The following is a 19,219-nucleotide window of genomic DNA, read 5'->3' as shown; positions in this document are numbered from 1 at the left end:
CACTATTGTGCAACTTAAAATAAAGATAGTACATAACGAGTAATGCGAACACTAAACAACAAGAGTCATCGTTAATAATGATCCCGCGTATATCAGAAGCTCCTCATCTTAGTCATTTAGTTATTGAGTTCTTGCATGAGCTACAAGAACACGGTTTTACTGGGGATAACGGCACCAGCTATGCTGAGCGTTTATCCATGGCGACAGATAATAGTATTTACCAACTATTACCCCAAGCGGTTGTGTTTCCGCGTTCGAGTGCAGATGTACAAATAATCACTCGGCTTGCGGGGCAAGCGAAATTTCGTGAGCTTAGCTTTACCCCTCGGGGAGGGGGAACGGGAACTAATGGGCAATCCTTAACCGAAGGGATTGTTGTGGATATGTCCCGTTATATGAATCGAATTTTAGAAATAAACCCAGAGCAAGGTTGGGTTAAGGTTGAAGCAGGGGTCATCAAGGACCAATTAAATCAATATCTCAAGCCTTATGGCTATTTCTTTTCACCGGAGCTATCTACCAGTAACCGAGCAACGCTAGGTGGAATGATCAACACTGACGCATCAGGCCAAGGTTCATTAGTCTATGGTAAAACCTCTGATCACGTGTTAGGCGTTAAAGCCATGGTTTTAGGGGGAGAATGCTTAGATACGCGCGCTATGCCTATCGAACTCGCCCAAACGATTGCATCAGAAGATTCTACAGTGGGGCGTATTTATAAAACGGTGTTAGAGCGCTGTTTAGAGCAACGTTCTCTAATTGAAGAAAAATTTCCCAAATTAAATCGTTTCCTGACAGGGTATGATTTACGTCATGTGTTTAATGATGAGTTAACTGAATTTGACCTTACTCGCATTCTCACTGGTTCAGAAGGCTCTCTTGCTTTTATCACTGAAGCAACATTGGATATTACGCCACTTCCTAAAGTACGTCGTTTAGTGAATGTGAAATATGACTCATTTGAGTCTGCACTGCGTAATGCCCCCTTTATGGTACAAGCCAAAGCGCTATCAGTTGAAACTGTAGATTCAAAAGTGCTTAACCTAGCGAAAGAAGACATCGTTTGGCATTCTGTTAAAGCCTTAATTACGGATGTGCCAAACAAAGAAATGTTAGGGTTAAACATCGTTGAATTTAGCGGCGATGATGAAGATGAAATCAATCAATTGACTGAAAGCTTGTGCCAACGCTTAGATGAATTAATGGCGAATAATCAAGCTGGGGTGATTGGCTATCAAACTTGCCATGATCTTGAAGATATTACGCGTATTTATAACATGCGTAAAAAAGCCGTGGGGCTGTTGGGTAACAGTAAAGGTGCGGCGAAGCCAATTCCATTTGTTGAAGATACCTGCGTTCCTCCTGAGCATCTTGCTGATTATATAGTGGAATTCCGTGCGTTATTAGACAGTCATAACTTAAATTATGGCATGTTTGGTCATGTGGATGCAGGAGTATTACATGTTCGTCCAGCGCTGGATATGTGCGATCCACAACAAGAAGTATTGATGAAACAAATTTCTGATGAAATTGTTGCATTAACTGCTAAATACGGTGGGTTGTTGTGGGGGGAACATGGGAAAGGTTTTCGTGCACAATATAGTCCTGAATTTTTTGGTGATGAGCTATACGGTGAGTTGCGCAATATCAAAGCGGCATTTGACCCCGATAACCGCTTAAATCCGGGTAAAATTTGCCCACCTGCGGGGTTGGATGCACCGATGAAGCAGGTTGATGGCATCAAACGAGGAACGTATGACCGACAGATACCAGTCCAAATGCGCCAAGAATTCCGTGGTGCAATGGAGTGTAATGGTAATGGGCTGTGTTTTAATTTTGATGTGAAGAGCCCGATGTGTCCATCCATGAAGGTGAGTGGTCAACGAATTCATTCTCCAAAAGGCCGTGCGACACTTGTTCGTGAGTGGCTAAGGCTATTAGCTGAACAAGGTGTTACACCAGAACACCTTGAAAAGGGCATTACACAAGACCAACCGTCATTGCGTGGGCTGATAGAAAAAACACGTAACACTTGGCGCGCTAAACAAGGTGATTATGACTTCTCTCATGAAGTGAAAGCCTCAATGGCAGGATGTCTTGCCTGTAAAGCCTGCTCAACGCAATGCCCAATTAAAATTGATGTCCCATCATTTAGAGCTAAGTTTTTAGCGTTGTATCATGGGCGTTATTTGCGTCCTATTCGCGATTATATTGTTGCAAATGTTGAAGCGAGTGCACCTTTATTTTCCAAAGTGCCCGGCGTATTTAATTTCTTTTTGCGTCAACCGGTGGTGCAAAAACTGAGTCAACATACTATCGGTATGGTGGATTTGCCGTTGTTCTCTCAACCAACATTAAAACAAGAACTTTCAGGTCATGCAGCGGTTTCTGTCACGCTTGAACAACTTGAAAGTATGACGGATTCACAACGTGAAAAACATGTGCTGGTGGTTCAAGACCCTTTCACTAGTTATTACGATGCCAAAGTGGTGGCAGATTTTGTCCATTTAATTGAGAAATTAGGTCTTAAGCCTGTGTTGCTACCGTTCTCGCCGAATGGAAAAGCACAACACATCAAAGGCTTTTTAGCGAAGTTTGCTAAAACGGCTCGTAAGACGGCAGATTTTTTAAATCGAGTGGCAAGATTGCAGTTGCCAATGGTCGGTGTTGACCCCGCACTAGTACTTTGTTATCGCGATGAATATCATGAAATTTTAGGCAAAGACCACTGCCAATTTACGGTGATGTTAGCGCATGAATGGTTAATGACATTGCCTGAACCACACAATGTGCAAACCACATCGACCCAGCCGTGGTATTTTTTCGGTCATTGTACTGAATCAACGGCTTTACCTAATAGTGCGAATCAATGGGCGGTGTTATTTGCACGCTTTGGGCAAACATTAAATAATGTTAGTGTTGGCTGTTGTGGCATGGCTGGGACTTATGGGCACGAAGTGGCCAATCTTGAAAATTCAAAAGGAATATATAACTTATCGTGGAAGGAGGCGATGTCTTCTTTGCCAAAAGAACGTTGTTTAAGTTCAGGTTATTCCTGTCGTAGCCAAGTTAAACGCATGGAAAATGTATCGATAAAACATCCGATTCAAGCGCTGCTGGAGATAGTTTAATGATTTGGAAACGTCAATTTAATTTGCAGCAACTCGCTGAAATGTCAAAAACCTGCATGTTAGGGCATCTCGGTATTGAAATCACGGCAATTGGCGATGATTATTTAGAGGGGATAATGCCTGTTGATCATCGCACCAAACAGCCTTTTGGGTTATTGCATGGCGGTGCTTCTGTTGTATTAGCTGAATCCTTAGGTTCAATTGCGGGTTATATGTGCTCGGAAGGAGAACAAAAGGTGGTCGGGTTGGAAATCAATGCCAATCATGTTCGTGCTGCTCGCTCAGGGGTTGTTAAGGGTATTTGTAAACCTATCTATTTAGGGCGCCGTCAGCAGGTATGGAATATTGAGGTTTTCAATGAGCAAGGCAAATTGTGTTGTACTTCTCGCCTGACAACCGCCGTATTATTTGAATAATAACCATTTTAATTGCAGGGTTTTTTGGCTAAGGAAAGGTCAGAAAACCCGATAAAACCCTTTATTTTGTATGGTTTTATGCCCATTCTTTCTATAAATTCATTTTTTATCAAGTTAATTAAGTTGTATAATAAATGCACCTTTATTAATTTGTGTCATTAAGTGTATTATTTAGTACAAATTTAAATAAAAAACACAACTCTACTTATTTATTGTTTATCAATGGGTTAAGCTTGTTTTTTTGTAATTTTGTTTGTTTTATAATCTGAAAATGAACAAAAAAAGAGCTATAATAGCTATAACCTCTTAAAACAAATGGTTGAAGTCAATTAGCTAATCATTACCATAGGGTAGGCAGAGTTAATCTCCTGATAACAGGCTGAAAAGCCATAAGAAATGTGGGGTCAATATGACTGACGGTGTAGAGACATTTTCATTTGATGAAAACAATTGGCAGGGAGTTAGCCTGACACAAAGCGCTGCAAAACAAATCAAAAAATTGATGGTGCAAAACCCAAATACAAAAGGGCTTTCACTCGGCGTAAAACAGTCTGGCTGCGCAGGTTTCGGTTATGTGTTTGAAATGATCGAAAACCCAACAGACCAACACCTGTTATTTGAACTCGATGGCGCACACCTTTATGTGCCAAAAGAAGCAATGCCATTTATTGATGGCACAGTCGTTGATTTTGTCCAAGAAGGGCTGAATCAAATTTTCAAATTTAATAACCCGAAAGCCCAACATGCCTGTGGGTGTGGTGAAAGCTTCGGCGTTTAACATGTGAAGTCAGATTATGTCACAGAGCAATGTAGAAGTTGGCGATGATGTTCAAAGCTGGCTTGATGACCAGCGTTATAAAGAAGGCTTCTTTACCGAAGTCGCAACGGATGAAATGGCGAAAGGCATTAACGAAGATGTTATTCGTGCAATTTCAGCTAAACGTAATGAGCCTGAGTGGATGCTCCAATTCCGTCTTGATGCCTTTAATCACTGGAAAGGCATGGAAGAACCTCATTGGCTTAAAGCAAATTACCCAAATCTCGATTACCAAGACTATAGCTATTACTCTGCGCCATCTTGTGGCTCATGTGATGATACCTGTGGTTCGCAATCTGGTGCTACACAAGGCACAGGTGTGGCGGAAACCAATAATTATTTAACGGCTGAAGTTGAAGAAGCCTTTAACCAATTAGGCGTTCCTGTACGTGAAGGGAAGGCCGTTGCGGTTGACGCCATTTTTGACTCGGTCTCAGTATCTACAACTTACCGTGATGACTTAGCGAAACATGGTGTTATTTTTTGTTCGTTTAGTGAGGCTATTCAAGAATACCCTGAACTGGTACAGAAATATCTCGGGTCAGTCGTTTCGAGCCATGATAACTTTTTTGCTGCATTAAATGCGGCAGTGGCTTCAGATGGTACCTTTGTGTATGTACCAAAAGGCGTACACTGCCCAATGGAGCTATCAACGTATTTTAGGATCAACGCAGCCAAAACCGGCCAGTTTGAGCGCACGATTTTAATTGCTGATGAAGGTAGCTATGTGAGCTATATCGAAGGGTGTTCTGCACCTGTTCGTGATAGTTATCAGCTCCATGCGGCGGTTGTTGAAGTTATTATTCATAAAGATGCCGAAGTTAAATATTCGACTGTCCAAAACTGGTTCTCCGGTGGAGATAGCGAAGCCGGTGGGATCCTAAACTTTGTGACTAAGCGTGCATTGTGTGAAGGTGATAATTCAAAAATGTCATGGACACAGTCAGAAACTGGCTCTGCCATCACATGGAAATACCCAAGCGTTATCCTTAAAGGAGACAACTCTGTCGGTGAATTTTACTCCGTTGCATTAACGAACGGCAATCAACAAGCGGATACAGGAACGAAAATGATCCATATCGGGAAAAATACCCGTTCAACGATCATTTCTAAGGGTATTTCTGCAGGTAAAAGCCAAAACAGTTATCGCGGTTTAGTGAAAATTCTACCGAGTGCACATAACGCTCGTAACTTTACCCAATGTGACTCTATGTTAATTGGCACCCAATGTGGTGCACATACATTCCCATATGTGGAAGTTAAGAATAATACGGCACAACTTGAACATGAAGCGACAACCTCACGTATTGGGGAAGACCAGTTATTTTACTGTTTACAACGTGGTATCAGCGAAGACGATGCAATTTCAATGATTGTAAATGGTTTCTGCAAAGATGTGTTCTCGGAGCTTCCATTAGAATTTGCCGTAGAAGCACAAAAATTACTGGCGATCAGCTTAGAGCACAGCGTTGGCTGATCCTAATCGAGTTTATTTGCGCTAAAGCGCTAAAGGCATGTAAATATGTTAAGTGTTAAAGATTTACACGTGAGTGTAGAAGGTAATGAGATTTTAAAAGGGTTATCTCTGGAGGTAAAACCAGGGGAAGTTCACGCCATTATGGGGCCAAATGGCTCTGGTAAAAGTACATTATCCGCCACACTTGCTGGCCGCGAAGAGTATGAAATTGATAGCGGTGAAGTGACGTTTAAAGGTAAAGACCTATTTGCACTAGATCCAGAAGAGCGTGCAGGGGAAGGTGTTTTCCTTGCATTCCAATACCCTGTTGAAATTCCAGGGGTCAGTAACCAATTTTTCTTACAAACGGCAGTCAATGCGGTTAGAGAATATCGTCAGCAAGAAGCATTAGATCGTTTCGATTTTCAAGATTTTATTGAAGACAAAATCAAATTATTAGAAATGCCAGAAGATTTACTTGCACGTTCTGTCAACGTAGGTTTCTCCGGTGGTGAGAAAAAACGTAATGATATCTTGCAGATGGCAGCTCTAGAGCCTCAATTGTGTATTCTCGATGAAACTGACTCTGGTTTAGATATTGACGCGTTGAAAATTGTGGCTAATGGCGTGAATTCATTACGTTCGCCTGAGCGTTCTTTTATCATCGTAACCCACTATCAGCGTATTTTAGATTATGTGAAGCCTGACTTTGTCCACGTGTTATATCAAGGGAAAATCATCAAATCAGGTGATTTCAGTTTAGCGAAAAAACTGGAGGAGCAGGGTTATGGCTGGCTTATTGACCAACAGTGAAAGAGCACAAAAACGTGCGGAAGTTGCGAAGCTTAACGAGCAAGCAATGTCACGTTTTTCTGAATTATTTGAACTACGACATGGTGCGAATTCTCAACATGCTAAAACCCATTGGGAAATAGCAAAACAAGTTGGTTTACCTGTGTTTCGCCATGAAGATTGGCACTATACTCCACTAAATACTGTACTTGAGACTCAGTATCGTTTTAGTGATGGTGATGTTGTAGCACAAGACTGCGAAGCACTGGCTCTGCCAATTGATGCATATCGCCTTGTTTTAATTGATGGGCGTTATAGTTCTGCATTGAGCTCTATTGATATGGGGCCATTCCAAGTGGCTTTGCTTGATAACCAAGACTTGCTTCCTTCGCCTGTAAATAGCGAGATTTTTTTGCATTTAACCGAAAGCTTGGCGGTACAACCTTTAGTCGTCCACCTTGCAGCAAATAAAATAGCAAAAAAGCCATTATACTTGCTTAATATTTCAACAGGTAGTGGCGATAAACAGGCCACCAATATTAGCCAGTATCGGTACCATTTAACGTTAGATGCAAACAGTAAAGCCCAAGTTATTGAGCATTATGTTAGTTTGAATGAGCAAAGGCACATGACTGGTAGTCGTTTAACAGTTGAAGTCGGTGATAACGCAGACTTTAGTCACTTTAAGTTAAATGTTGAAAATGGCCAAGCTCAGCATTTTGCTCACAATGATATTGTTATTGGGCGCGATAGCCGTGTGAAAAGTACCAGTTTTTTACTTGGCGCATTATTAACACGAAACCATACAAGTGCTCGCCTTGACGGTGAAAATACTGAGTTTGAACTCAACAGTATACTGCTGCCTAAAGGCAATGAAATTGCTGATACTCGTACGTATTTAGAGCACAATAAAGGTTACTGCAATAGCCGTCAATTACATAAAGTGATTGCGATGGATAGCAGTAAAGCTGTCTTTAATGGCATGATCAAAGTCGCACCCAACGCATTAAAAACAGATGGTCAAATGACTAACAACACATTGTTGTTAGGTGAAAAAGCAGAAATTGATACTAAACCTCAGCTTGAAATTTATGCAGATGACGTAAAGTGTGGTCACGGTGCAACGGTCGGTCGTATTGATGACGAACAACTGTTTTATCTGCGCTCAAGAGGAATTGAGGGTAAGGCAGCAAAACATATGATTATTATCGCATTTGCTGCGGAACTTACAGAATCTATTGAATCGGAAGAGTTAAAACACGCTGTGATGGCAAACATCCGCCAGCGCTTAGCGGAGGTTTAATATCCATGCTATTCAATGTCGCTTCAGTAAGGCAGGATTTTCCTGCCTTATCACAGTCAGTCAATAATCATCCGCTGGTTTATTTAGATAGCGCCGCAAGTGCACAAAAGCCTTTGCAAGTTATTGAAAAAGAAAGTGAGTTTACGTTACATCAGTATGCCGCGGTTCACCGCGGTATACATACTCTCAGTGCAAATGCGACGACAATGATGGAGGAGGTTCGTCAAAAAGCCGCCGCTTTCATTCACGCAGCTTCAAATGAAGAAATCGTGTTTGTTAAAGGCACAACGGAAGGTATTAACCTTGTTGCAAATAGTTTTGGTCGAAAGTATTTCCATGAAGGGGACAATATTGTCATCACTGAAATGGAGCACCATGCGAATATTGTACCTTGGTATATGTTAGCTGAGGAAATTGGCTTTGAAATTCGAATTATCCCAATTTCTGACGATGGTAGACTGCAATTAGATGTATTAAATGATGTCATTGATTCACGTACGCGATTATTGAGCTTTACACATATCTCTAATGTATTGGGAACAGTTAATCCCGTACAGGATATCATTAAACAAGCCCGAGCGATTGCGGCTTCAAAAGGTGGAGAGATCGCGATATTGGTCGATGGCGCGCAAGGTGCAATGCATCAGCAGGTTGATGTGCAAGCCTTAGACTGTGATTTCTATGTGTTTTCAGGGCATAAGTTATATGGCCCGACAGGTATTGGTATCCTTTATGGCAAAAAAGCTATTTTGGATATGATGCCACCATGGGAGGGCGGTGGGGCAATGATCCGTCAAGTCAGCCTGACCAAAGGGATCACTTTTGCTGATGCGCCATGGCGCTTTGAAGCAGGAACACCGAACGTTAGCGCAATTATTGGGTTAGGGGCGGCATTCGATTATTTAAACGCACTTAATTTACCTGATGTATTTGCTCATGAAGCTGAAGTAATGGCATATGCTTCTAAGAAATTGCAAGAAATACCATCAGTTATATTATATGGCAATGACCAACGGGAAGGCGTTTTGGCGTTTAATTTAGGCCAGCACCATGCCTATGATGTGGGTTCTTTTCTAGATAGATATGGTATTGCTATCCGTACTGGCCATCACTGTGCTTTACCATTAATGGAACATTATCACGTTCCTGCTATGTGCCGTGCTTCTGTGGGGATATACACCACGAAAGAAGAAATCGATTCTTTATACAATGCGTTACAGCGCATTAAAAAATTGTTAGGCTAAGCACATAAGAAATATATGGTAAAGGAACTGAGCATGCCCGCATTACCCGATGAAAATAAGTTATTACGTAATTTCTCCCGTTGTCAGGACTGGGAGGAACGCTATCTCTATATGATAGAGCTAGGGGGACGTTTACCTGAACTCTCAGAGGTACAAAGAAGCGATAATAATTTAATCGCAGGGTGCCAAAGCCAAGTGTGGATTGATATGCAAAAACAAGCAGACGGGACAATTACGTTTGCAGGTGATAGCGATGCAGCAATCGTTAAAGGGTTAGTTGCTATTGTGATTATCCTTTTTCAAGGCAAAACGGCGCAACAAATACTCGCACTCGATGTGAAGTCATTTTTTGAACAACTTGCATTGGAGCAACATTTAACACCTTCGCGAACTCAAGGTTTAAATGCGATGATCCGTACAATTTTATCGCGTGCGGCACAATTAGTATGATCCTACCGAGGGAGCATTATGCTCCCTTGAGGTTGTTGACAAAGCGGGATAAAAGCGTGGTTTTTCCCGCTTTGTGTTATCAGCCGAAAATCAATAAATTGATTTTCCTAATTTATTTTCAATAACCTATTAGACTTGCTGCCAAACATAATATGTTTGGCAGCAAGTCTGCAGGGAGCTTTATGCTCCCTTACTTATTTTACTTCTTGGTTATTATTTTTATTCGACCAGTCCATTAAAGTGATTGTATTTGGCTATCATAAAAAGACTACTACCTTATTAATACTTAATAAAAATATTTAATTAGTATTAAAGATATGAAGGATAGTTGCTATTATGAACAATAATCATTGAATTATTGTAAGAACACTATTTTCCTTGGAGTAGGTATGAAAAGAGTTTTGACGGTGGCAAGTTTATTTGTCATGAGCGCCTTATTGGCTCCAGCTCAAGCAAAAGAATATCCATTACCTGACAGTAACACTCGTCTTATCGGGGAAAATTACACGTATATCGTCCCCAATGATGGGCGACCATTGGAGGCCATTGCAAGTGAGCACCAAATCGGTCTACTCGGTATGCTTGAAGCAAACCCAGGAACAGACCCGTACCTTCCTGAAGCGGGTAAAGAACTCATCATTCCAGCACAAATGTTGTTACCATCAACACCAAGAACGGGAATTGTGATTAACCTGGCGGAGCTGCGTTTATATTATTACCCTGCGAACAGTGAGGAAGTGATTGTTTATCCTATCGGTATCGGCCAGTTAGGTCGCGACACACCTGAAATGGTGACTTCAGTAAGTCAGTCAATTAAAGATCCTACATGGACACCAACGGCGAATATCCGTAAAAATTACGCTAAAGAAGGTATAACTCTTCCAGCCGTCGTTCCAGCAGGGCCTGAAAATCCAATGGGCTTGTATGCATTACGCCTAGCGTATGGGCGTGGTGAATATCTGATACACGGCACTAATGCGGATTTTGGTATTGGTATGCGAGTGAGCTCCGGTTGTATTCGTTTACGTCCTGATGATATCGAAGCATTATTTAAAACAGTACCAAAAGGAACTCGTGTCCAAGTTATTGATCAGCCTGTCAAATACTCCAAAGAAACTGATGGCAGTTATTACATTGAGGTGCATCAGCCATTGTCACGAACAAGCGGTGATGACCCACAAACCATGCCAATCAAGCTGTCTGACGATTTCAAGCGTTTTCTAGAAAATGAAGGGATTGATAAGGCTTTAGTGGAAAAAGAGCTAGCAAGGCGTTCTGGTATGCCTGTGCGTGTAAATAATGATCAGAGTAATGGTATCCCTGAAGATGAAACACAACACCAAGGTTTAGTACCTATTGAGCCATTCTCGATTTCACAGCCAGAACCCATCTATGACGGTAAAGTTGGGGCCTTGCTACCTGCGAAATACCGCTCTTCTGTTGTAACTCAATAACCCTGACCAAATAATAAGGGCCTATTTTCATAGGCCCTCATAAATGCTACTAGCTTCAAAGAAGGATCTTTAAGACTAGATTATCGCCAAATCGAACTTATTTTTTGTAAGTACGAACTTGGTTATCCAGACGTTGGTTAGCACGTGCTGCTTCTTCTTGAGCTGTCTGTACGTCAGAGCGCAGAGACTGAACGTCGTTGCTCAGTTGATCAACTTTACCATTCAGAGTTTGCACATCTGAAGAGAGTTTTTGCACTTCAGTGCTGTTAGAACAACCCGCTAGTAATGCTGAAGCTAATACGATAGAGCCCAGTACAATTTTAGTACGAATCATTATTTTACCCTCTAGATTGATTTATCTTGAAAATATAAAAAAGCAAGTCACCAAACAATAGAGCTAAGCTTGTTATCTTAAAGCTTGCTATATCCCTTTAAAACAACCTAATGAAAATTAGGGTATGGCACTTACTATGTCTTATGCTAGTACTAAATATGAAGTTTTGCTAGAAATACTTTATATTTAGTACTAGGAAAAAGAAGAAAAATTTAAATTAAGATCAATGAAGGTTGTTATTTGACCAATTTAAGTGGGGTTTATGATATTACACTTAAAATGCAATAAGATATTTACTAGAGAAAAGTAAATAAAGGGATAGTTACATCAAGGCAGCACTAAATGTTAAATCTAAATAAAAAGGCCGATAGCTAAAATAATCACTATCGGCCTTTTAGAAGACAATTAAAGACTAATTAAAGTACGTGAACTGAAGATGTATTGGTTGTTCCGCTTTGTACTAATGCGCCAGAGACCATTACAACCGCATCACCAGAAACAGCTAAGCCACTTTCTAGAGCTGCGCGTTTACCTTCACGATAAAAGTCATCTGTAGAAGTAAAACCACCAACTATCATTGGGATCACACCTTTAACTAACAGTAACTGGCGTGCAGTTTCTTCATTGGTAGTTAACGCTAAGATTGGTGCAGTAGGGAAATACTTACGGACAGACTTAGCCGATTTACCGCCATAAGTTGCAACAACGATTAATGGGACATCTAATTTTTCAGACATTTCCACCGCACCACGACATACAGCCTCAGTGACACGTAGGCGTTGGCTTGGTTTTTGGTTATCGATGCGAGTTTGCATTACACGGTCTGTACGCTCACAGATAGTTGCCATAATAGTAACAGCTTCTACCGGGTATTTACCTTTAGCACTTTCACCAGACAACATAACCGCATCAGTGCCATCTAAAATAGCATTGGCAACGTCACCCGCTTCTGCGCGAGTAGGGCGTGGGTTTTTGATCATTGAATCAAGCATCTGGGTTGCTGTGATCACGACTTTGCGTGCTGCAACACATTTTTCAATCATCATTTTTTGTGCAAAAATAACTTCTTCAACTGGGATTTCAACGCCTAAATCACCACGAGCGACCATGATGCCGTCAGAGGCTTCTAAAATCTCATCAAAGTTATTTAAACCTTCTTGGTTTTCAATTTTAGAAATAATTTGGATGTTCTCGCCACCGTGTTTTTTCAGGTGAGCTCGAATTTCTTCAACATCTGAGCGCTTACGAATAAATGAAGCAGCAACAAAATCAACACCTTGCTGGCAACCAAAGACTAAGTCTTCTTTATCTTTTTCTGCTAATGCTGGAAGGCCAATTGAAACGCCTGGCAGGTTAACCCCTTTTTTCTCACCGAGGTCACCGTTATTTAAAACTTCACAAACAACTTCAGTTGCAGTGACATTAGTTACTTTCATACCAATTAAGCCATCATCAACTAATACGGTATTGCCAACTTTCAAATCTGAAGTTAAACCCGCATAGGTCACCGCAACTTTATCTTTATTACCTACCACAGAGGTATCGGTAGTAAATGTAAAAGTTTGGCCAGCAACGAGAGAAACGTCGTTACCACCTTCCAATTTCATGGTGCGGATTTCAGGCCCTTTAGTATCTAGCAAAATAGCAGCTTGTTTACCTGTTTTTGCACAAACAGCGCGAAGGTTTTTGATACGTTGACCGTGTTCTTCGTAGTCACCGTGAGAGAAATTGAGACGCATGACGTTCATGCCTGCATCAAGGAGTTGGGTCAGTTTTTCTTCTGATTCGGTTTTTGGACCGATAGTACAAACAATTTTGGTTTTTTTCATGGCAGTCTATCTAATGTTATAAAGGAAATCGGTATTGCCGCCGATGCTTAGTACATTTAATAAGTCGTGCGCAGGGTAAATTTTGTTGCGCAACTCATTTATAAGAATAGGCGACAGTCTGGTGTTTAATGCATTTTTACACTTAAATTTGTCACATTTTGATTCTTATTATAGTGTAGATGACAAATTCAATTAAAGCTAACGTATTGATTTATTACTGTTGAAACCTTTCAGCCAATGTGAGTATTATAGACAACAAAAAACTGTGAGACAAATCAAATTTTATTAAATTAAAAGAAGAAGGCGTTCAGATCAAAAATTCAGTTGATATTAGGCTGTTAATTTGTTGCGCAACAAAATAAGGGAATAATAATAGACAATCAAGAGAAATTTTAGTGGGGTAGGAAGATAAATTAAATGGTGCGTCCGAGTAGACTCGAACTACCGACCCCCACCATGTCAAGGTGGTGCTCTAACCAACTGAGCTACGGACGCACTGAGAGACTTGATTTGTGTTAATTTGAAATGGTGCGTCCGAGTAGACTCGAACTACCGACCCCCACCATGTCAAGGTGGTGCTCTAACCAACTGAGCTACGGACGCGCTGAAAATTAACATTGTGTTCACTAGAAATGGTGCGTCCGAGTAGACTCGAACTACCGACCCCCACCATGTCAAGGTGGTGCTCTAACCAACTGAGCTACGGACGCATCTAAAAGTTATCTAGGTGACAACGGGGATGAATATTAACGTTATGAAGTTCATCTGGCAAGGGGAAAATGTATTTTCGTGATAGTTTGCTCGTATTTAAAACTATCTGGTGCGAAATACATCTTCTCCCATAATAAAAAGCTTAAAAAACCGTCGATTAGCGCGCTGAACGAAGTAAAACAACATCCTCTGTCTGCTTATGGATCCACATAATTCGTGTCGCCATTCCTATTGCAGCCGCACTCAAACCAATAATAAAGCCAATCCAGAAGCCTTTAGGCCCCATCGCCGGTGCAATGATATCAGTTAACGCTAAGATATAGCCGGAAGGTAAGCCAAGTAACCAATATGCAGTGAAGGTAATAAAGAAAATAGAACGCGTATCTTTATAGCCACGTAAAATGCCCGCACCAATAACTTGCACAGAGTCTGACAACTGATAAATAGCGGCGTATAGCATTAAACTACTAGCTAAAACAACCACCTCGGGGTTTTTGTTATACATCATTGCAATCGGCTCACGGAAGACGGCTGTGAGAACCGCGGTAAAACAAGCGACCATTAAGCCAACAGCAATGCCAGTATAAGATGAAACTTTAGCCGCTTCAGTTGATTTCTGTCCCAAGTTGTAACCTACGCGAATGGTTGCAGCTATTCCTAATGATAATGGGAACATAAACATCACAGAGCTGAAATTCAACGCAACTTGGTGACCAGCTACTGCGACAACACCTAATGGAGCGACTAGCAGTGCAACGACAGCAAATAAAGTGACTTCAAAGAAAAGTGCCAGACCAATTGGTGTACCTAACACAATAATTCGCTTCAAGATTAATGGATTTGGCGATGTGAAAGAGAGTGTAGGGCGAATATCACGCTGCGCAGTAGCACGTTTCACATACCATCTCATCATCAGACACATAGCCCAATACACTGATGCGGTGGCGACACCGCAACCAACACCACCTAAAGCGGGGGCACCAAAGTGACCATAGATAAAGATATAGTTAATGGGAATATTAATCATTAAGCCGAGAAAACCAATCACCATCCCCGGCTTGGTTTTTGAAAGCCCTTCACATTGGCTACGATATACTTGATAAAATAAGTAGCCTGGCGCACCCCACATAATAGCATGTAAAAAACGGACAGATTTATCCGCCAATTCTTTATCAATATGGGGCATATTACTAATAATTAGCTGACTATTATAAAGAAGGCACATAATACCTAAGGCTAAAAGTAGCGCTAACCACAGGCCCTGCTGAATTTGGTCACCAATTAAGTTACGACGACCTGACCCATTCATTTGTGCAACGATTGGGGTTAATGCCATTAAAATCCCTTGGCCAAAAAGAATAGCTGGCAGCCAGATGGAAAAACCAACTGCAACTGCGGACATCTCAATTTCACTAACGCTTCCAGCCATAACTGTATCCACAAACCCCATCGCAGTTTGTGAAAATTGAGCTAAAACGATAGGAATACCAAGTGCCAACAAGCTACGCGCTTCTGTAAAATATTTCTGCACGCATACACCTTTGTAATAAAAGCAAGTAAGAGGAAAAAAATTAGAAAAATAAGTGAGTTACTTAAAACTCATTGATTATTAAAAACCGCTCATTCTATCCCGTTTCTAAATAGATTCCAATAATGATATGGTAACAAACTATAAAAGAGCATTTTCAAGCCTAATATATTACTGAATATAAGGTTTATTATCGTGTTGTTTACCACTCAAATAGGATAGATCTCTAAAAATTCTGATGTAAACTGAGTCTATTAATCCACTACACTGAGAATCATTATGTTTACAGGCATTGTTCAAGCGACTGCTCCTATTATTGAAATTACAGAAAGAGCCAACTTTAGAACTCATGTAATGAAGTTTACCCCAGAATTGCTGAAAGGTTTAGAAACAGGGGCCTCCGTTGCGCATAATGGTTGTTGTTTGACGGTAACAAAAATTGATGGCGAAAGAGTCAGTTTTGATCTAATTAAAGAAACCCTGAGATTAACTAATTTGGGGGAATTGCAAGAAGGTGATGTTGTTAATATCGAACGTGCCGCAAAATACGGTGACGAAATAGGTGGGCATGTTGTTTCTGGTCATATTATGACAACCGCTGAAATTAGTAAAATCTTCACATCTGAAGATAACCATCAAATTTGGTTGTCAATTCATGATAAACCATTAATGAAATACATTTTACATAAAGGCTTTGTAGCGATTGATGGCATTAGTTTAACTGTCGGTGACGTGATCAATAATCGTTTTTGTGTGCATCTCATTCCTGAAACATTAGAGAGAACAACATTAGGTAAAAAACGTTTGGGTGATAAAATAAATATTGAGATAGATCCACAAACTCAGGCGATTGTTGATACTGTTGAGCGTGTTTTAAATCAAAAAGAACAAGAAAGATTATTACAACAAGCAGAAGAATTGGCTGACGCAGCAAAAACAGAGTAAATAGGCATGCAAAGTAATAACCGTGTTTCGTGCTTGAAAGATAAATAGCGGCATAAACAGTCAGGTAGGCTATAGCAATAATGGTTTATGCTATAGCCTGAATGAAACACGTTCAATCTTTGTTTCTTGAATGTAGGTTATGAAGTTCTATTAAATAAAGATGATTAAAATTCTCAAAAATGACAACTAGCTCTAGCTTTCATTATTAATAGATCATCTTTCACTAAAATTGACAGAAAAGCTGGCGTTATCACGTTCAATTGCTTCAACTAATCGCCTGAAATGAGGGCTATTTTTATGCATCTCTAATGCCTGAGTGTCTTCCCATTCCTCGAAAACAATGTAACCATTCTCTTTAGCCATAAGATCATATTGAATGCATCCTTTCTCTCGGCGGCTTAGTTTTGCTAAGTCACGAACGATTTCTTTCGTTAAATACCCATCCGTCCTTTCTGTTGTAATTTGGGCATACACAACAATACTCATTCCGTTCTCCTTATGTATTAAGAACTATCTTAATGGGTACTTAGTTTTTGTATTGTAAAAAAGCGAATAACTCGATTTTAAAAATGCCGACGGCGTCATAGTAAAGTATCTTTTAAAATCACGGTAAAAGTGGGATTGATCATAATAGCCTGTTTCAAACCAGCGGTAGGTGTCTTGTTCTACTACCATACTTTTTAAAACATGCTCTAAGCGACAATTGATCTGGTACCTTTTTGGCGTAATACCGTATTCTTTTAGAAACTCTTTTTGAATGACACGTACATGTAAGCCTGTCTCTTCGGCAATTTCAGTGATTTTTTTAGTTGGGTTACGATATAGCAACTCTAAGATTTCATCTATGAAATGAGGTTTTTTCTTGGCTTTTGTCTTATTAAAACACTCTAACAGCTCTTTAAATGAAGAATTAGCTAAAGCTTCAAACCAGCGGTCTTCCCATATGCCACTCAATGCGATGGGTTTATCCGTATAATTTAGTGTGCTTTGAGGTAGTAAAAAACGTAAGGCATCATGACGAATACGTAATACCATGACTTTAGAATGATTGGGGCTAGCAGTAAACGTATTAACCCTAGGAATAATAAGTTGGTATGAGTCTGCGACTGAGTCGCTCTCTGTTGTCATGCAAAAAGCATCTGATGAAACCCAGATTTCAGCACCAGTTCCAGGGAAAATTTTAATTGCCTCTGTAAACTCTTTGATTATCAAAATAGAACTAACAAAGGATTTTAATTCATCTGGTGGATAATACTGTTTTAACATCATTTTTGAGCACTCATTATTTAATGTCGCAATGATAACGTTTTTTAACAAGAAAATTAACCAAGAAATATCTATATCTTAGTAGATGACAAAATAAAAGCCTTATTTTTTAGTGAAATCCGCTTTGAATAAAGAAAATTGATGAGAGAATATTAGGGGTTGTAAGTTAAGAATAATGGGTTATATAGCAACATACTTAATAAATATTACCGTATCCTCACAAGTGCTATACACTGAAGGAACATTTTCTTGAATTCACTAAAATAAAAACCATGCCGAGTCTTATCGGCATGGTTGATTCAGTAAACTACACTTTATGAATTCGCTTGGTAATCGACTTGCTTAAGAGTTTGATTGTTTTTGCTGGCACAACGTTGCATAAAATAGCCAATGGCCATTGGAATAATTGTGACTGCCATGACCCCGGTTGTTGCCAACAATGGATCGAAGGTCAAGGCAGAAACAAGTAGGCTTGCTAAAAAACATAGCCCTAATTGTAAGGCATTTTGTAACGCAGCTGCTTTACCACTCGCACTAGGAAATGTATTTAGTGCTTTAGATACTGCAATTGGGTAAGAGGCTCCATTCATTGCTGCCATAAAGCAGAATGGGATCAAGATCATGGTTAATGATGGTGTGGTATAGATAGCCATGATAAATAAAATGGACATGCTTAGCGCGTAACCAAGAAGTAACAATGGAAATATTGTTTCTGCTCGGATTTTTGCTAATAAAATACGGCAGCCATATCCACCAATAATGAAGGCTAGAGTTTGTGGAATATAACTCAAACCAATATCAGCAGGATTGAAGCCCATATTGCGTAAAATAAAGGGAGAACCTGTTAGCCAAGCGAAGAAACCTGCACTACAGGATGCATAAACTAGTACGTTGCCGCTGAAAACAGGGGAACTGAGCAAATTTGAGAAAGAAATCTTAGCTTGTGGTTGGTTGTCATCAGTTATTGTTTTAACTGAAACATTTTTCAAAAAGAGCGTTGGTAATAAAAGTAATATACCCACCGCCATTAGGATCAGGAAAATTGCTTCCCATGTTTGGTGCTCAAGAACCCATGCACCTAATAATGGCGCTAAAGCAGGGGATAGCGCGACTAGCGGCATAATAGAAGCAAAAACTTTTTGGGTATTTGCTTCATCATAGCGGTCGATAACTAGTGCTTGCCACAAAACAGCCGCGGAGCAGACTCCAAACGCCTGTAAAAAACGTAGTGTTAATAGCTGTGTTGCGGTTTCCACCCAATAAATAGCTAAGCTACTTAAAATGAAAATAGTTAAGCCCACAATGAGAACAGGCTTACGGCCAAGTTTGTCTGATAATGGCCCCCATAATAGCTGAGCGAAGGCAAAACCAGCTAAAAAGATACTGAGAGAAGCACTGATCGCGCCTTCGGATGTATGCAGGGTGTCTTGCATAGCACCAAATGCAGGTAAATACATATCAATGGCTAAAAACCCCAGCATGCTAAGTCCTGCAAGGTACACCATAAATCCAGGGGCGTTTTTTTTCACAGTATTCGACATAA

At 40.3% G+C, this 19,219-nt stretch carries 16 protein-coding genes and 3 tRNA genes; 10 read left to right on the top strand and 9 right to left on the bottom strand.

Annotated elements, in window-relative coordinates; genetic code table 11:
* Positions 1-77 precede the first annotated feature (77 nt).
* From P3L37_RS11160 to P3L37_RS11120, 9 genes are all read left to right on the top strand, one after another.
* A complete protein-coding gene (locus tag P3L37_RS11160; protein WP_109911262.1) occupies positions 78-3,131 on the top strand; it encodes an FAD-binding and (Fe-S)-binding domain-containing protein in 3,054 nt (1,017 codons plus the stop codon).
* Entirely contained in the window at positions 3,131-3,547 is a 417-nt protein-coding gene (locus P3L37_RS11155) for a hotdog fold thioesterase (RefSeq protein ID WP_109911263.1), read from the top strand. Before P3L37_RS11160 ends, P3L37_RS11155 begins: the two co-directional genes overlap by 1 nt.
* Positions 3,548-3,956: 409 nt before the next feature.
* Positions 3,957-4,325 (top strand): Fe-S cluster assembly scaffold SufA, encoded by a 369-nt coding sequence (gene sufA, locus P3L37_RS11150; protein ID WP_004910405.1) that lies wholly within the window; start codon positions 3,957-3,959, stop codon positions 4,323-4,325.
* 16 nt (positions 4,326-4,341) lie between these two features.
* Positions 4,342-5,841 (top strand): Fe-S cluster assembly protein SufB, encoded by a 1,500-nt coding sequence (gene sufB / locus P3L37_RS11145; RefSeq protein ID WP_109911264.1) that lies wholly within the window; start codon positions 4,342-4,344, stop codon positions 5,839-5,841.
* Positions 5,842-5,886: 45 nt separating this feature from the next.
* Positions 5,887-6,633, top strand: a complete 747-nt coding sequence (gene sufC, locus P3L37_RS11140) for a Fe-S cluster assembly ATPase SufC (RefSeq protein WP_109911265.1) — start codon at positions 5,887-5,889, stop codon at positions 6,631-6,633.
* Positions 6,608-7,915: a Fe-S cluster assembly protein SufD gene (gene sufD, locus P3L37_RS11135; protein WP_109911266.1), complete on the top strand. Its 1,308-nt coding sequence runs from the start codon at positions 6,608-6,610 to the stop codon at positions 7,913-7,915. The genes sufC and sufD overlap by 26 nt, the downstream gene beginning before the upstream one ends.
* A 5-nt stretch (positions 7,916-7,920) precedes the next feature.
* The gene (gene sufS, locus P3L37_RS11130; protein WP_109911267.1) at positions 7,921-9,159 is read left to right on the top strand and encodes a cysteine desulfurase SufS; all 1,239 of its coding nucleotides are present in this window, start codon (positions 7,921-7,923) and stop codon (positions 9,157-9,159) included.
* Positions 9,160-9,192: 33 nt separating this feature from the next.
* Complete coding sequence (sufE, locus tag P3L37_RS11125; RefSeq protein WP_004910417.1) at positions 9,193-9,609, top strand: cysteine desulfuration protein SufE; 417 nt, start codon at positions 9,193-9,195, stop codon at positions 9,607-9,609.
* 389 nt (positions 9,610-9,998) lie between these two features.
* Entirely contained in the window at positions 9,999-11,063 is a 1,065-nt protein-coding gene (locus P3L37_RS11120) for a L,D-transpeptidase family protein (RefSeq protein ID WP_004910418.1), read from the top strand.
* A 97-nt stretch (positions 11,064-11,160) separates the two neighbouring features.
* On the opposite strand, the gene P3L37_RS11115 is transcribed toward P3L37_RS11120, so the two are convergent.
* The 6 genes from P3L37_RS11115 to P3L37_RS11090 all read right to left on the bottom strand — a co-directional run bounded on the left by P3L37_RS11115 (position 11,161) and on the right by P3L37_RS11090 (position 15,468).
* Positions 11,161-11,397, bottom strand: coding sequence for a major outer membrane lipoprotein (locus tag P3L37_RS11115; RefSeq protein WP_004263789.1), 237 nt, complete (start codon positions 11,395-11,397; stop codon positions 11,161-11,163).
* A 416-nt stretch (positions 11,398-11,813) separates the two neighbouring features.
* Positions 11,814-13,226 (bottom strand): pyruvate kinase PykF, encoded by a 1,413-nt coding sequence (gene pykF, locus P3L37_RS11110; protein WP_004910422.1) that lies wholly within the window; start codon positions 13,224-13,226, stop codon positions 11,814-11,816.
* Positions 13,227-13,644: 418 nt separating this feature from the next.
* Positions 13,645-13,721 (bottom strand) — tRNA-Val (locus P3L37_RS11105).
* 31 nt (positions 13,722-13,752) lie between these two features.
* Positions 13,753-13,829 (bottom strand) — tRNA-Val (locus P3L37_RS11100).
* Positions 13,830-13,859: 30 nt separating this feature from the next.
* Positions 13,860-13,936, bottom strand: a tRNA-Val gene (locus P3L37_RS11095).
* A 158-nt stretch (positions 13,937-14,094) separates the two neighbouring features.
* Positions 14,095-15,468, bottom strand: coding sequence for an MATE family efflux transporter (locus P3L37_RS11090; protein ID WP_004910423.1), 1,374 nt, complete (start codon positions 15,466-15,468; stop codon positions 14,095-14,097).
* 276 nt (positions 15,469-15,744) lie between these two features.
* On the opposite strand from P3L37_RS11090, the gene P3L37_RS11085 reads away from it, so the two are divergent.
* Positions 15,745-16,410 (top strand): riboflavin synthase, encoded by a 666-nt coding sequence (locus tag P3L37_RS11085; protein ID WP_004910425.1) that lies wholly within the window; start codon positions 15,745-15,747, stop codon positions 16,408-16,410.
* Positions 16,411-16,623: 213 nt separating this feature from the next.
* Here P3L37_RS11085 and P3L37_RS11080 read toward each other — a convergent pair whose 3' ends face one another.
* From P3L37_RS11080 to punC, 3 genes are all read right to left on the bottom strand, one after another.
* Positions 16,624-16,896: a putative quinol monooxygenase gene (locus tag P3L37_RS11080; RefSeq protein ID WP_004910428.1), complete on the bottom strand. Its 273-nt coding sequence runs from the start codon at positions 16,894-16,896 to the stop codon at positions 16,624-16,626.
* A gap of 24 nt (positions 16,897-16,920) precedes the next feature.
* Positions 16,921-17,679: a helix-turn-helix transcriptional regulator gene (locus P3L37_RS11075; RefSeq protein WP_226537834.1), complete on the bottom strand. Its 759-nt coding sequence runs from the start codon at positions 17,677-17,679 to the stop codon at positions 16,921-16,923.
* A 311-nt stretch (positions 17,680-17,990) separates the two neighbouring features.
* Positions 17,991-19,217, bottom strand: a complete 1,227-nt coding sequence (gene punC, locus P3L37_RS11070; RefSeq protein WP_109911268.1) for a purine nucleoside transporter PunC — start codon at positions 19,215-19,217, stop codon at positions 17,991-17,993.
* Positions 19,218-19,219: the final 2 nt, after the last annotated feature.

The sequence above is a fragment of the Providencia sp. PROV114 genome, from assembly GCF_032704305.1.
In the GTDB taxonomy this organism is placed as follows: domain Bacteria; phylum Pseudomonadota; class Gammaproteobacteria; order Enterobacterales; family Enterobacteriaceae; genus Providencia; species Providencia rettgeri.
The sequence above is the reverse complement of the archived record's forward strand: the minus strand, read 5'-3'. Positions and strand labels throughout refer to the sequence as shown.